The organism is Leptolyngbya sp. 7M, from assembly GCF_018128485.1.
In genome coordinates, this window is the sequence record NZ_CP070897.1 from 3,946,976 (window position 1) to 3,960,624 (window position 13,649).

General features: G+C 51.2%; 15 protein-coding genes. 4 read left to right on the plus strand and 11 right to left on the minus strand.

Annotated elements, in window-relative coordinates; translation table 11 throughout:
• Positions 1-239: 239 nt before the first annotated feature.
• The 3 genes from JVX88_RS20045 to JVX88_RS20055 are packed head-to-tail and all read right to left on the minus strand — an operon-like array spanning position 240 to position 4,249.
• A complete protein-coding gene (locus tag JVX88_RS20045) occupies positions 240-2,126 on the minus strand; it encodes a copper-translocating P-type ATPase (RefSeq protein WP_263975182.1) in 1,887 nt (628 codons plus the stop codon).
• The gene (locus JVX88_RS20050; protein WP_225931126.1) at positions 2,059-2,667 is read right to left on the minus strand and encodes a DUF3850 domain-containing protein; all 609 of its coding nucleotides are present in this window, start codon (positions 2,665-2,667) and stop codon (positions 2,059-2,061) included. The genes JVX88_RS20045 and JVX88_RS20050 overlap by 68 nt, the downstream gene beginning before the upstream one ends.
• Positions 2,657-4,249: a GNAT family N-acetyltransferase gene (locus JVX88_RS20055; RefSeq protein ID WP_211619913.1), complete on the minus strand. Its 1,593-nt coding sequence runs from the start codon at positions 4,247-4,249 to the stop codon at positions 2,657-2,659. Before JVX88_RS20055 ends, JVX88_RS20050 begins: the two co-directional genes overlap by 11 nt.
• 106 nt (positions 4,250-4,355) lie before the next feature.
• On the opposite strand from JVX88_RS20055, the gene JVX88_RS20060 reads away from it, so the two are divergent.
• Genes JVX88_RS20060 through JVX88_RS44250 form a run of 3 tightly spaced genes read left to right on the plus strand, consistent with a single transcriptional unit; the run spans position 4,356 to position 5,537 of the window.
• Positions 4,356-4,532 carry a hypothetical protein gene (locus tag JVX88_RS20060; protein ID WP_211619914.1) on the plus strand — a complete coding sequence of 59 codons (177 nt, stop codon included), beginning with the start codon at positions 4,356-4,358 and terminating at the stop codon, positions 4,530-4,532.
• A gap of 60 nt (positions 4,533-4,592) precedes the next feature.
• On the plus strand, positions 4,593-5,333 hold the full coding sequence (locus tag JVX88_RS20065; protein WP_211619915.1) for a hypothetical protein: 741 nt from the start codon (positions 4,593-4,595) through the stop codon (positions 5,331-5,333).
• A 33-nt stretch (positions 5,334-5,366) separates the two neighbouring features.
• Positions 5,367-5,537 carry an abortive infection family protein gene (locus JVX88_RS44250; RefSeq protein WP_211619916.1) on the plus strand — a complete coding sequence of 57 codons (171 nt, stop codon included), beginning with the start codon at positions 5,367-5,369 and terminating at the stop codon, positions 5,535-5,537.
• A gap of 69 nt (positions 5,538-5,606) precedes the next feature.
• Here the strand turns inward: JVX88_RS44250 and JVX88_RS20075 are convergent, their stop codons facing one another.
• Entirely contained in the window at positions 5,607-5,765 is a 159-nt protein-coding gene (locus JVX88_RS20075) for a hypothetical protein (RefSeq protein ID WP_211629095.1), read from the minus strand.
• On the opposite strand from JVX88_RS20075, the gene JVX88_RS20080 reads away from it, so the two are divergent.
• The gene (locus JVX88_RS20080; protein ID WP_211619917.1) at positions 5,710-6,000 is read left to right on the plus strand and encodes a metalloregulator ArsR/SmtB family transcription factor; all 291 of its coding nucleotides are present in this window, start codon (positions 5,710-5,712) and stop codon (positions 5,998-6,000) included. The two genes, JVX88_RS20075 and JVX88_RS20080, sit on opposite strands and share 56 nt — an antisense overlap.
• Before the next feature lie 133 nt (positions 6,001-6,133).
• On the opposite strand, the gene JVX88_RS44255 is transcribed toward JVX88_RS20080, so the two are convergent.
• From JVX88_RS44255 to JVX88_RS20115, 7 genes are all read right to left on the minus strand, one after another.
• On the minus strand, positions 6,134-6,457 hold the full coding sequence (locus tag JVX88_RS44255) for a DUF736 domain-containing protein (protein ID WP_211619918.1): 324 nt from the start codon (positions 6,455-6,457) through the stop codon (positions 6,134-6,136).
• A gap of 277 nt (positions 6,458-6,734) precedes the next feature.
• A complete protein-coding gene (locus JVX88_RS40845) occupies positions 6,735-8,018 on the minus strand; it encodes a M1 family aminopeptidase (RefSeq protein WP_211619919.1) in 1,284 nt (427 codons plus the stop codon).
• Positions 8,019-8,164: 146 nt separating this feature from the next.
• Positions 8,165-9,460: an alpha/beta hydrolase family protein gene (locus JVX88_RS20095; protein ID WP_211628784.1), complete on the minus strand. Its 1,296-nt coding sequence runs from the start codon at positions 9,458-9,460 to the stop codon at positions 8,165-8,167.
• 67 nt (positions 9,461-9,527) lie between these two features.
• Positions 9,528-10,364 carry a cytochrome P450 gene (locus JVX88_RS20100; RefSeq protein WP_211619920.1) on the minus strand — a complete coding sequence of 279 codons (837 nt, stop codon included), beginning with the start codon at positions 10,362-10,364 and terminating at the stop codon, positions 9,528-9,530.
• A 34-nt stretch (positions 10,365-10,398) separates the two neighbouring features.
• A complete protein-coding gene (locus JVX88_RS20105; RefSeq protein ID WP_211619921.1) occupies positions 10,399-11,883 on the minus strand; it encodes a cytochrome P450 in 1,485 nt (494 codons plus the stop codon).
• Between the two features lie 67 nt (positions 11,884-11,950).
• Positions 11,951-12,355: a 2,3-bisphosphoglycerate-dependent phosphoglycerate mutase gene (locus tag JVX88_RS20110; protein WP_211619922.1), complete on the minus strand. Its 405-nt coding sequence runs from the start codon at positions 12,353-12,355 to the stop codon at positions 11,951-11,953.
• A 36-nt stretch (positions 12,356-12,391) separates the two neighbouring features.
• On the minus strand, positions 12,392-13,648 hold the full coding sequence (locus JVX88_RS20115) for a bifunctional folylpolyglutamate synthase/dihydrofolate synthase (RefSeq protein WP_211619923.1): 1,257 nt from the start codon (positions 13,646-13,648) through the stop codon (positions 12,392-12,394).
• Position 13,649 lies beyond the last annotated feature (1 nt).

Sequence of the window (13,649 nt, forward strand, 5' to 3'; positions counted from 1 at the left end):
CCTCCTATCCAAACGTCTCTAAAATTGAACCTGAAATCACACCAAGCAGAAAACCGAATCCTGCAAGTGTTCCAAAAAATGTCAAATAGTTAAGCATCGTTGTTTCCTAAGTCAAGGGTTAATAATGGTAATAGGTAAGGGATAATGGGTAATTGAAAATTCATTTTTCCTTGTCGATCTACATGCTTACTCATATCTCCATACCTTTATGCATCCTATTACCCATTACTCATTACTCATTACCGATTTCCTACTGGCTTGAAGTTCCGCAACCGTAAAGCGTTCGTCACCACAGAAACCGAACTGAATGCCATTGCTGCACCGGCAATGATGGGACTGAGCAACCAACCGAAGATCGGATAGAGAATCCCTGCGGCGATCGGAATTCCAGCCACGTTGTAAATGAACGCGAAGAACAGATTCTGTTTAATGTTGCGAATGGTGGCACGACTGAGTTGAATCGCAGTCACAATGCCCTGTAAATCACCAGAGATTAGCGTGATATCACTGGCAGCGATCGCCACATCGGTTCCGGTTCCGATTGCCATCCCCACATCGGCTTGAGCCAGAGCAGGGGCATCGTTAATGCCGTCACCCACCATTGCCACTACCTTGCCTTCCGATTGGATTTTCTCCACAGTTGCCGCTTTTTGATCGGGACGCACTTCTGCAAACACTCGCTCAATTCCCACTTCACGGGCAATCACATTCGCAGTGCGCTGATTGTCTCCGGTCAGCATCACCACTTCTAAGCCCATCTTTTGCAAGGCACGAATGGCATTGACCGAAGAGGGTTTGACCGCATCGGCAATGCCCATAATGCCTTCGATTTTGCCATCGATCGCAATCCAAATTACAGTTTTACCCAGGTATTCCAGCTTGTCCCAGTGTTGTTGCAACTGGCTGGTTTCAATCCCCAATTCGTTCATCCACCGATGGGTTCCAATTTGCACCAATCGATCCGACACGTATCCTTGCACCCCACTTCCGGCGATCGCTTCAAACTCCTGTGCATCAGTCAAATCCACGCCTTGAGTTTGAGCATATTGCACCACTGCTTCAGCTAAGGGATGTTCAGAATTGCGCTCTACCGATGCTGCTAAACGTAGCAGGTTGAATTCATTGCGATTGGCTGTTCCATTCACCGTGACAAAATCCGTGACGGTAGGTTTCCCTTGCGTGATCGTACCCGTTTTATCGAGAACGATCGTTTGAATTTTGTGGGCGAGTTCCAGGCTTTCAGCCCCTTTAATCAAGATGCCATTCTCGGCTCCTTTCCCAGTGCCCACCATGATCGAAGTGGGTGTGGCTAATCCCAGCGCACAGGGGCAGGCAATAATCAGCACTCCAACGGTGGTAATTAGCGCCATCGTTACGTTCCCCATGATGTTGTACCAGAGGATGAACGTGAGAATGGCGATCGCCATCACCGCAGGTACAAACCATCCCGTGACCTGATCGGCAAGTCGCTGTATGGGCGCTTTCGACCCCTGGGCTTGCTGCACCAACTTCACGATCTGAGCTAAGAAAGTATCTTTCCCAACTCGTGTGGCTCGAAACTTGAAGCTGCCGGTTTTGTTAATCGTTGCGCCAATTACTTCGTCGCCTGGATGTTTTTTCACGGGCACACTCTCACCCGTCACCATCGCTTCATCGATCGTGGAGGAGCCATCAATAATCTCGCCATCCACCGGGATCTTTTCACCAGGGCGAACGAGAACAATATCTCCCAACATCCCCTCCGCAATCGGAACATCTACTTCCTGACCCTGGCGAATCACTCGTGCCGTTCTTGCCTGCAACCCCATCAGCTTCCGAATCGCTTCAGAGGTGCGTCCCTTCGCCCGGTTCTGTAATAATCCTCCCAATAGAATCAACGCAATAATGACGGTTGCCGCCTCAAAGTACACGTCTGGACTCAGCCCCTGTTTGATGAACCACTGGGGAAAGAAGGTCGGAAATAAAGAGTAAAGGTAAGCAGTTCCAGTGCCGATCGCCACCAGCGTATCCATCGTTGCGGTATGACGCTTCAAAGCTTTCCAAGCATTGACGAAGAATTCACCCCCTGCCCAAAACAACACGGGAGTCGTGAGGACAAGCTGAAGCCAGGGATTGTGTAACCACATGGGGATGAAGGGGATGGGCAACCCAGTCATGGCAGGCAGTGATCCAATTACTAGGACAGCACCGACATTCACTCAGTCGTCCTTCCTGCATTAGCTGGTCTCTTCCCTCATCCAGTGCATCAATCCACTCAGGTTTTAGATACCAGTTCTCCCGCCAATTTATTGTGGCTTGTGGTGGTACAAAGCCCGGACAAAGTTTATATATTTCTTCCAAAGACAATTGTGGGAAAGTAAAGCTCTTATAAATTAAAGTACCATAGGCAATCTCACAATTTTCAAAATAGCTGTCGTAAAATTCTTTTTCTACGCCCATTAAAGCATGGTATTCTTTCCACATTTGGGAAACAGGCAAGGATATTAGTTTATCTGCTATAAAACCTCCTTGAATAATAGAATCAGGTGCCGTTTCATAAAGAAGAATTAAATCACCTAACTCCATACCAATGGGACGCTTTCGCAATTCAATGGTTTTTGTTCCATTTATAATACGCTCAGCGTAGATTTTCTTAATACTTAGAGCTTTGATGTATTTAACCTGCATAAAGACCTCCAAGTTCAATAGCCTTCTTATAACGACTTAAATCGATACTATGCATTGCTTGTGGTGCGCCTCTAAGCACTCCACTACTTAATAAATCATTGAGTCGAACTACTTCACGAAAAGGTGTTAAATAATCAAATTCAATAGCTTGTCTCTGTTGCCCTTCATTTCCAATTTCTTGTAGTGTGAGAACACCTTTCATTCCTAAATCGTTATAGAGCTGCGTCGGCGTTCCAATATATCGAGTAATGATTCTGGCTGTAGCTACTACGCCAGATATCGGACTACTTGCGTAAAAAATTATGGATGCACCCCTCATGTCATCATGGATACAGCTACATCGACCATAGTAAACAGTTTTCCCAGCTTGAAATATTTGAATTAAAAATTGAGGGCGAATAGGGATGACATAAGCTGTTTGTGGCGCAAAAGATGATTCTCCCGGATAAATAAGATTTAACCAAGAATGCAGGGAGAACTGATTGATAGGATTTGAGTCAGCATCACTTAGATGAATTACGGCATTATTGGAACGGATACTCTCTATGAGTTGCCGTCCCGATGGATTATAGGAAGTAGGAATGATTGATGGAAAGAGTATTCTGGCTCTAGTTAAATCATCCGTTCTAGACTCTTCCAACTCATAAAAAAATAGTTTTGTCAAAAACCATTCTGGCTCATGATTCTGACGAATATAAATTTCACGTCCAATACCCTCTACCCAAAAACCATAACGCTCAAAAAATGGAACTAATTCAACTCTTGCTGTTGTCACGAATGCTCTTCTAATCTTCTCCAATTTCCATTGTTCAAGACAAGTTAGAATCAGATTTCGTCCGATCCCACTACGTCTATGCTCTTGCGTAACAAATAATGTTGATAGTTTAGCTATGTCGTTGCCTTTTGGCTTCCAAATTGCAACCCCAACAGCTTGCCCATCTCTATAAGCTACGTTGAAGATAGTGTCTTTTTGGTTAAGAGTTTTAAGTAACCACTGCGGAAAGCCTGGATAGAGTAAAGATAACTCTTCATCAATTATCTTTATTAAGGCAGTCTCTTGTTTGAAAGCCTCACCATCCAGTCGTTTAACTCCAAATGCTGTAATGACAGAGTCAAAGGAATCCCCTTGGACATCCCTTCGTCCTCCACCTAGTTCTGAGAAATCATCAATGATTACAGCCCTATAAAGGCTATCTAGAAAATCCTGGAATTCCTTTTGCCCAGGAAATCTAAACCATTCGACTCCAGGAGCCTCTGAGATGTGATATCCGCGCTCTTTCAGTTGATTATGAATTGTTGTTTCAATCCAGTCACCTGGAATCCTAACTGCTCCTAATAACTGGGGTTCCTCTGGATGTGCAGTTTTAACTTGTGCTTGTATGCGTCGCAGAGCTAAGTCTATTGGATCAACGTCAGCACTACCAGAGGTTCTACCGATCTTGACTCTTGGTTGCTCTTTTAGATACGAAGGAAATGAATAAATGTAAAGAACTGTTTGAACTTCCATAAAGGCTAGAGCGTTTTCCTGGCAAAGCAACCTTTTCAGTTTGCCTATTATATAGCCCATCAGATTTTGTGGCATCCGTCTAAGCTGAGCCTAGAACTTTGAGCCAAAACCTCCATGTACTACCACAACCAGAGAACGAAGCCAGCTAACGATTGAGTTGAGCGCGCCGCCCGCGGCGCACATGACAGGGCACTTTATCGATCACGGCTGCGCTCCAACGACGTGTTATGCGGCAGCAGCACGGGAGCGTGCCAATCCATGTACGGCGGCCATGATGCCGAGGGTTGCACCAAGCAACGCGCAGATGACCCCGACGTTTCGCGAAGTCTCAGCGATGTTCGCCATCCCGGCGATGTAGCTGTATGCCACCGCCCCAAGGGAACAGGTGGCACCAAGGCCGAAGCCTATCCAAGCCCCAATGGGAAACCGGACTGGCTGGACTGTTTTGGGCGCTGGCGGCGCCGCCTGCGGCATCAGGGTAGGTCCGATCCACATTGTAACCAAGCTGGCCGAGGGCGACAATCTCACCGAGGCTACCACAGACCTTGTAATCAATCAGGTTGGCGCATCAGGAGAGATTTTCGGGTTGTTTGGTGATGATGCCGAGAAGCTGGCCGAATCCATTGCACTGATATCGGCCATCCCGGTTCTAGTTGTCGTAAATCTAGCAGGAGACGCCGTCGAGGTCGCGGAAGGTGATATCGAGCCCGAGGACTTAGTTGGAAGCCCTCTTTCCACCCTACTGCAACACGCTCATCAGCTCTATTCTCCTGTTGCACGACCTATGCCAATTGAACTCAAGTATCTCCTAAATGGCATCGTCCCAGCCCAGATTCTCAACCGTGCCAAATACGTCATTGATAAGACGCCTGACAACGTTGCTGGTTTGGCAAATCTGTTGAATCACTTGTCAGATGACGGGATTCATGCTGTGACTGCTGACGACATAGTTATTTTCTCGTCTGGTCCCTCATCTAGCTTGTCTGGACTATTGCTGTGGGTACATGAGCTCTATCACGTCGGGCAGTATGCCGAATGGGGCTTGGAAAAGTTCGCAGCGGAATACACGACCAATTACAAAGACGTAGAAGAAGCTGCGAACGTCGCCGAAGAAAAGGCCCTGCCTATTTTGTCGGAGAGGCTGGCTGGGCTGACCTAACGCAAGGTTCTCTTATGCAATCTCGCGACCGTCGTGCAGGGCCTCGCTGAAATCCGCGGGCTCTATGGCACGGGGCACGGTCGAGATGGCAAAGCGCGCGGTGTGACTTCTCGTCATGGCTGGCCGTTGGTGCGGCCAGTGCGCTTGTGGCGTTTGCCTTTCAGACGCACCTGGAGATGCCGCCCAAGGCGTGAGGGCAGATGATCCTGACCGATCTTCTCCCTGTATTCGACCAGCACCGCTAACGACCGTCACGGCCTCTTTCTGGTGAGCCTATCCGGCACGGCCCGTCCGGGCATCAATCGCGTGCGCTTTCGCATCTTCGATTTGTGCAGCTTCCCCTGTCGGGTGGGCATCCGCCCAGCATGAAGCGCTCGTGTCGGCACCGCGCCGCAAAATCCTCGCCGATCTGTCCAAGGCCGAGCTAAACACGGGCGAGATCGCCGCTCGGTTCGAAATGTCGAAGCCTTCTGTCTCGCAACACCTCTCGGTGCTTGAGAATGCCGGACTGATCGCAAGCGGGAAACATGGACAGTTTGTCTACTATGTTCTGCTGCCTGAAAGTCTCGCCAACACGCTCAATTCCTACGTGCAGCAGGTCTGCCCGGTATCAAGGCCGCTGAAGCGCGAGAGCGCGGAACTCTCGCGTCAAAAATCCGACCCGTGACTGACTAAGGCCCGCCTTGAGTGGACTATTTTTCGCGTCTGTTTTTTGGTTTGGGCCGCTGAAAGCGGACAGTCTGCTACCGGCCCAGTTCCAGCCAACCCGCGGCACCGAAGCACCGCGGGCGACCTTGACCTCAATCCGCCGGGTTCCACAGGATGACGAACCGGTCGTCGCGGTCATCGCCCGCGGCCTTGGCGAGGTTGGCGTAGAGCCGACGCGGCCCGAACTCGGGTGCGGCCAGGCTGAGCGATATGTACTCGTTGCCGGAGGCTTCGGAGCGGCGGTTCCAACCCGCACCGATCTCAACGTCGCCGGAGTGGACCCGGTAGTCGGGATGGACATCGTTGGTCTTGCGGGCATTCGGTGTGATGGTGATCTCGGCACGGATGCTGAGGGTCTTGAGCTGGCCCTTGAAGGTGCCGTTTTCGCTCTGGGCGACATATCCGATGGCAGGCATTGCAGGTCTCCTTGTCTGTCGATCCGGGAACCGTTCCCTGGTCGATGGGCCGACCGCGACGGCCGGGACAAGAAGCGCCCGAACCCCAAAGGGCCGCAGCGTAAGCGGAGGACCGGAGCGGGCGAGATTGTTGTGCGCGAGGAGCCGCTATGCGGCGGGGAAGAATCTCGCCCGCGATGGTTTCGGGAGGTTCGACCGGCCGTAGGTCATGGGCTCAGGAGACGGGAATGCAGTTCCGTTTGGCAGTAGGGAAACCGCCACCCTGCTGGCGCGTCGCCTATGCGGCACGTGCGCCGCGCGCCAGTTCCTCGATCCGCTGCGAGCATACTTCGTGCACCACCCGGCCAAGTTCCTCGACCTGGCTCCCGAGCCATTCGAGCTCTTCTTTCGAGATGCGGTAGTGCTTGGAATAGCGCGCCTTGACGTAGGCTTCCTTGAGCTTCTCGAACCGCGCCCGGTCGCGCTTGGTATCGCGCGGCCAGACGTAGGTCAGGCGCGGATCGATCCGCTCGGCTTGGGTACGCAGGAACCCGATGTTGTGCACATGCGGCGTGTAGAAGGTGCAGACTAGCAGCACGCAGTGATAAAGCCGCTCGGTGGCCTGATGCAGTTCAAAGGCCGCTTTATTGCTCCAGCCTCTCTGCGCGGCCTCAGCGGCGAATATCTCAGTATCAGCCATGGTGGTGGCTGTGATATTTTCCATTCCGCCGAAACTGAATTTTGCAACTATCGTCTGATCATATTTGGCAAATGGATACTCGATGCCGGTAAGTTCTTCGTGGATCCGTAGCATATCACGCGTTCGGCCATAAGCCTTTTCGATCATATACTCGGTTCCCGGATACATATAGTAAGCCAACGAAATTCCGTTATACTGTTCTTCCTTTTTGACGTATTTCCCAACAACGAACGAGATAAGATACGTCGGATGCGGGGTTCCCATCATGTGGTGAATGGTCTTTGTGCCATCATCGTGGACCTCGCCGCCTACAAGTTCGCCATTGCCGATCACCGTCATATCAACAGGAACTCGAATACGAGTTTCCGAGGTCGCTTTATCCGATGGAAAGTCAAATGAAGGGAACCAATGATGAGCTTCTTCGGGCTGGCCCTGCGTCCATATCTGTGCCGAATGTTCGATCTTATGATCAGACGAATTCTCGTCAATAAAATAGATACCTTTCTTCGGCGTAGCAGAATATTTGAAACGGATCTTTATCGCTTCGTCTTTCATATAGTCACGATCAAGCGTTACCGTTATCTTTCCCGGGGATGTTCTATATGTTAGCTGTTCGGAGCGATCGGCAAGCGTAACGCTTTCGAATTTAAGATCGCGGGCGTCGAGTACGGCGATCCGGAAACTGTCAGCTAGTGGCTTTAATTCAACCGTAGTGTCGCCAAACACAGTGCGCTTTTTGTGGTCAAAAGAAACGCTGATCGCGTAATGCTGAACATCATAGGTCCGAGCACGATTGAAATTCGGGCGCTGAGAAAGAGCACCTGAAGAAACAGTGAAGATCGCAAAAAGAAGACAAAGTGAGCGAAAGATAGATAATTTCATTGGTAAATCTAAGATGCAGATCTGGCAATTAGGGATCGTCAGATGTGATCATTCGACGCCAGAAAACTAAACAAGTGATCTCCGAGATCACAGAACCATTTCGTACAAGTGTTGGATGCGGTTCGGTGATCTCGTCAAAAATGGCTTTACGGATTCAGGTATTTCCCAAACCAACCGAGCACTTCCTTATGCCACAGCTCAGAGTTCTGCGGCTTGAGTATCCAATGCCCTTCGTCAGGAAAAATGACAAGACGCGACGGAACCTTTCGAAGCTGCAACGCCGTAAAAAGCTGTAAGCTTTGATCTACCGGTACTCGGAAATCCAGTTCTCCGTGAGTGATCAGCGTCGGCGTGTTGAAATTCTTTACGAATTTGTGAGGTGACCATTTTTCATACATCTCCGGGTTTTCCCACGGCATTCCTTTGAACTCCCAATTTACAAAGAATATTTCTTCGGTAGAGGTTGCCATGCTTTCCAGATTGTAAACACCAGCGTGCGAAAGGAGAGCTTTGAATTTGAACCGCGGATCGTCGTTGTGGCCGAGTATCCAATCGACCATATAGCCGCCGTAGCTGGCCCCAGCGCCGCCAATACGTTCCTTATCGACGTAAGGACGTTTTAGCATTTCAACGATGCCGTTTTTGATATCGATAAAGACCTTGCCGCCCCAATCGCCGGAGATCTCGTTGACGAATTGCTGGCCGTAACCGGTCGAACCGCGAGGGTTCGGCATAAAGATCACATAACCCGCATTCGCCCAAACCTGCGGATTCCAACGTGTGCTCCAGGCGTCATTCCAAGCACCTTGCGGGCCGCCGTGGATGAGAACGATCATCGGGTATTTTCTGTTCGCATCGAAATTCTTTGGCTTGACGATAAAGCCGTGATTAGGTGTGTTTTCCGCACCGATCCATTCGATCTCTTCGGGACGGCGGAGACCGAGATCGCCGTTCGCCTTACTCAATGCGACACCGGCGGAACCATCGATATTCGCGGCGTATATCTCAGGCGGCGAGGTCATCGACATCGAACTGAACACAAGCGTTTTGTTGTCAGGCGCGATGTTGATCCCGGTGATGAAAGGATATTTATCGGTAAGCGGCAGCTGTCGGACGTGGGTGCGGATACGCATTCGGAAATCAGGCTCGAGTGGAACCGAATAGACTGGATGTTTGCCACGTGCACCGGCGGTAAAATAGACCGTCTTGCCATCTGGTGAGAGTATGAACTCATCGACCATTTCGTCGAAGCCTATCGTAAGTTCCTGCGTTTCTCCAGTCTGGCGGCTGAAGCGCATAAGCCGCCATCGGTCGGCTTCAAATGTCGCCGTTTTCTGCGAACGGAAGAGAATATATTTACCGTCCGGCGTATAGAACGGCGAGGCGTCGTAGCCCTTATTATTCGCTGTAATGTTTCGCGGCTGGCCGCCTGCGATCGGCATTACGAAAAGGTCGCTGTTGGTAGATGCGGCCTCGATCGGGTCGAGATTTTTGATAAAGATAACTTCCTTACCGTCCGGGGAGAATGAATAATCGTGTCCAGTCGAAGCGCAGTTCTTGGTCAGTCATGCCAGCACCTGCCTCATCGCGGGCTGACAGCAGCAGGGTCAAGATATCGGTGCGGTTGGGATCAAAATTAGCGCGTCGCTCGCGGATTTCAGCATAGAGCAAGTCATCTACCTGCCGTTTTAGCGCTTCATAGACAGCCAGAGGTTTCCAGGGACCCCACTCCTTCAGCAGCACCGGAAAGAAAGTGAACATGTAGGACAGCGGATCGGCGCCAATCGATAGGAGTTTACGAATGTTGCTACGCATTTGGCGATAGCGTTCGCCTTCGTTAAGGCCAAACACTACCTTCAGCATGATCTGAAGCGTGATCTCCTGCATGGCGGGCAGGATCGTCAGCGGTTGACCGGGCTGCCAGAGGTGGATCACCTGCTCAGCAATCTGGCAAATCGTATCGCCGTAGGCTTTCATGCGTTCGCCGTGAAACGGAGGCATGAGCAACTGCCGTTGGCGACGATGGGGTTCACCGTCTAGGGTCAGCAATGAAAAATCGCCCATCGTAAATTTGAGGGCGACTTGGGCGCGGCCATAATCGTAGAGCTGGGGGTTAGTGAAGATCTCAGCGATGGCCTGGGGATGGCTGACACAAACCGATTCACCGCTACCAAACCGCATCGTAAAGCAATCGCCATAGCGCTTGGCACAGCTCTCCAAAAATTCCAGAGGAGTAAAGGTCCAGCGCAACAAATTCCAGAAGCTCCACCCTCTGACGACGGGAGGATAGTTGTGGCCATAGCTCGGCGAAATCGTAAAGGAAGGATTGGCTAAATCGTTTTGCATAAACTGCTTTTGAATGGCGCTAAAGGACAGGATCTCAAACAGGGCGTAGAGCGCGCACGGTCATCTTTACCCCGCCTTGGGGACTGATGTTGACACCGCGACGAATCGCCTTGATCGGGCGTTTGTCCCGCAATGCCAACTGATAGCGTTTCAAAATCGTGGCTAATACCAGCTTCATTTCAAATTGGGCAAAGGCTGCCCCAATGCAGTAGCGATTGCCGCCGCCGAATGGATAGTATTCGTAGGGTGTATATTGCCGTTCCAAAAAGCGCTCTGGTCGAAACTGCTGCGGCTCTGGATAGAGGTCTTCCCGGTGGTGGGTCAGGTAGTTGCTAGGAATCAGCATCGTGTTGACCGGAAACTCGTAGGGACCGATTTGCATGGGGCCATTGGTAATGCGGCACTGGATCGTGGGTCCGGCAGAGCGCAAGCGCATCGATTCGGAACAGACAGCGCTGAGATAGGGCAAGCGGGCAATTGCCATCGGTTCTGGCTGATCACCTAGCGTATCTAGTTCGGCCAGCAGTTTGGTCTTCACAGCTGGATGGGAGTGGATATAGTAAAAGGCCCAAGCCAGCGTCGAAGCGCTAGAGTCATGCCCTGCTGGCAGCATGGTCATCAGTTCGTCGCGCAGTTCCTGATCGCTGAGGGGCTGTCCATCTTCATCACGGGCTGCCATTAGCAGCGTCAAGATATCGGGCTGATTGGGATCAAAATTCTGCCGCCGCTCCCGAATTTCGGCAAACAGCAAATCATCGATGGGCCGCCGCATTCTCATGAAGTTCTCGACCGGTCTCCAGGGTCCGCGATCCTTCAACAAACCCGGGAAAAAGGACAGCGGATAGAACAGCGGATGACCGAACACCGCCAGAAATTGCCGCAGGTATAGCTTGATCTGCTCATAGCGCTCGCCAGAGTAGAGGCCAAACACGGTTTTGAGAATAACCTGAAGCGTAATGTCATTCATCACCGGCAACATCGTCAAGGCTGTTCCGGGCGTCCAGTGGCACGTCATTTGGGTGGTGATATCGCAAATTTCGTGGCCGTAGGCTTTCATTCGCTCGCCGTGGAACGGTGGCATCAGCAGCTTACGGTGGCGCTGGTGCGGCTTGCCATCTAGGACGAGCGTGGAGTATTCACCCATCGAGTAGCGGACCTGACGACTAGCTCGGCCTGTGTCCATCTGTCCTGCAGCGGCTGCAAACACCTCAGCCACCATTTGCGGATCGCTGATAAACACCCAAAACGGCTGGTTCTTGCTAATCCGAACAGCAAAACAGTCACCGTAGCGGGCAGCACAGCGATCCAAAAACTCTACCGGCCAGAATGTCCACTGCAGCAACTGCCAAAAATACGGTGAGTTCACCACTGGCGGAGACAGTCCCGGCGATTTGAGAGTCGAAGTTGGTATCACGTTCATGGCTGGGTTTTCAGGGTAGAGGGCAATCGCAAACTCGGCTAGGTGAACACAGCAGGCATTCGGGCCAACCAGCGCAGGGTAGTATCCAGACAGTGGCAATCCAAAAGGTCTTGCAGTTGCGAGACGCGCCGATAGCGGATTCCTTCAAATTCTTCCAGTGTCAATCCTACGGTTTGATAGGATTCATAGAGCTGTTTGGCTCCGGTACGAGCATCCCACTGGGGCTGAAATTCTGGCAAGGAACCTGATCGTCGCCATATTTCGCCGCAGTTTCGGACTTATCCAGGCCCTGCAAACCGCCGTAATGCCGTTCATTTAACAGCCACGATTTCGTCTCCGGGATCCACATCAGATCCATCTCATCCAGAATGAGCCACAGCGTTCGGATCGCTCGTTTCAGCACCGATGTATATGCCTCGTCAAACGTGTATCCCTCATCTTTCAACAACTGTCCCGCAGCTTTCGCCTCTTCTAGGCCTTTCTCCGAAAGATCAACGTCGTACCAGCCGGTAAACCGGTTTTCTTTGTTCCACTGGCTCTCGCCGTGACGTATCAATACTAATTTGCGCATATCTTGGAACGCGGAATCTCCTGTCCGCACGCTTCATCAATTATTCAACAGATTCTTAACTTCGCCAACCAGATAAAGTGATCCGGTGACCACAACAAACTCGTCCGAACTTGCGACGGCGAGAGCCTCTTCGACCGATACTGTAAGTACGACCTTTTTCGGGTCGATATTCTCAGGAAGGAACTCGGAGAGCTCCTCTGCCGTCAAAGCGCGCGAGTTTGAGGGTTGCGTCAGTATCAGCCGTTCAGCACGCGGCCACAGGATCCCTGCAATTTCTCCTACGTTCTTATCCCTCATCGCACCAAAGATCATCGTGAGCGGACGCTTCTCGACATATGTCAAGAAATGTAACAGTGCTTTTGCTCCTGAAACATTGTGTGCACCATCAAGCAACAAGTTTCCGATATACTCAAGCCGCCCCGGATGTCGTGCATTTCTAAGGCCGAGACGTATTTGGTCGTCCGCAATATAAAAATGACCCCTAAGGCCATAGGCCAGCATTATTGCCACTTCGGCATTCTCTATCTGGTGAGCACCAAGCAGGCCTATTTCGGACGGCAGCATTCTGACGGGATTCCCCAATGCACTTTCGTCAAAGATTACGGCACATTCCATTATGTTCCTCGGATGGTATTGCAGCCTTCGGAGCCTGTCCCAGATCACCTCCAATGCGTTCGGACTCTGCCTGCCTATGATGACGGCCTGTGTATCCGCGCGAATGATCGCCGCCTTTTCGTCGGCTATTTCCTCGATGGTGTCGCCTAGATGCTCCTGATGGTCAAAATCGATGTGAGTTATCGCGGCGATCTCAGCATTTGCGGCGGTGGTCGCGTCTAGCCGACCGCCGAGGCCCGTCTCAAGGATCGCAAGTTCGACGCCTGCCTTAGCGAACGCAACCAGGGCGATCGCCGTAACCTGTTCAAAAAATGTGGGCGTGTAGGTGAGCGTGCCTTCGGCCAAAAGTCTTTCGGATGTCTTACGAACCAACGTCGCAAGGCTGGCAAAATCGTCTTCGCCGATGTCGGCTCCATTTATCTTGATGCGTTCGGTTATAGAAATGAGGTGCGGTGAGGTGTAAAGCCCGGTCTTGACGTCAGCCTGGCGGCATATTGAATCAAGAAATACGCAGACCGACCCCTTCCCGTTCGTGCCTGCAACCTGCACCTTCAAATACTTTTCCTGTGGGTTCCCAAGCTCGGCAAGCAGCGCTCGAATATTCTCAAGGCCAAGCTTTATCGCCTCGACCTCATTGCCGAGCGAATATAGATAACTTTCGGCTTCGGCGAAGTTCACG

Bases quoted from the DNA above. Each gene is read 5' to 3' on its own strand.
- JVX88_RS20045 (WP_263975182.1), bottom strand. From the start codon at position 2,126: ATGTGGTTACACAATCCCTGGCTTCAGCTTGTCCTCACGACTCCCGTG.
- JVX88_RS20110 (WP_211619922.1), bottom strand. From the start codon at position 12,355: ATGCGCAAATTAGTATTGATACGTCACGGCGAGAGCCAGTGGAACAAA.
- JVX88_RS44255 (WP_211619918.1), bottom strand. From the start codon at position 6,457: ATGCCTGCCATCGGATATGTCGCCCAGAGCGAAAACGGCACCTTCAAG.
- JVX88_RS20060 (WP_211619914.1), top strand. From the start codon at position 4,356: ATGACAGGGCACTTTATCGATCACGGCTGCGCTCCAACGACGTGTTAT.
- JVX88_RS20095 (WP_211628784.1), bottom strand. From the start codon at position 9,460: ATGCCGATCGCAGGCGGCCAGCCGCGAAACATTACAGCGAATAATAAG.
- JVX88_RS40845 (WP_211619919.1), bottom strand. From the start codon at position 8,018: ATGAAATTATCTATCTTTCGCTCACTTTGTCTTCTTTTTGCGATCTTC.
- JVX88_RS20055 (WP_211619913.1), bottom strand. From the start codon at position 4,249: ATGCCACAAAATCTGATGGGCTATATAATAGGCAAACTGAAAAGGTTG.
- JVX88_RS20050 (WP_225931126.1), bottom strand. From the start codon at position 2,667: ATGCAGGTTAAATACATCAAAGCTCTAAGTATTAAGAAAATCTACGCT.
- JVX88_RS20100 (WP_211619920.1), bottom strand. From the start codon at position 10,364: ATGCAAAACGATTTAGCCAATCCTTCCTTTACGATTTCGCCGAGCTAT.
- JVX88_RS20065 (WP_211619915.1), top strand. From the start codon at position 4,593: ATGGGAAACCGGACTGGCTGGACTGTTTTGGGCGCTGGCGGCGCCGCC.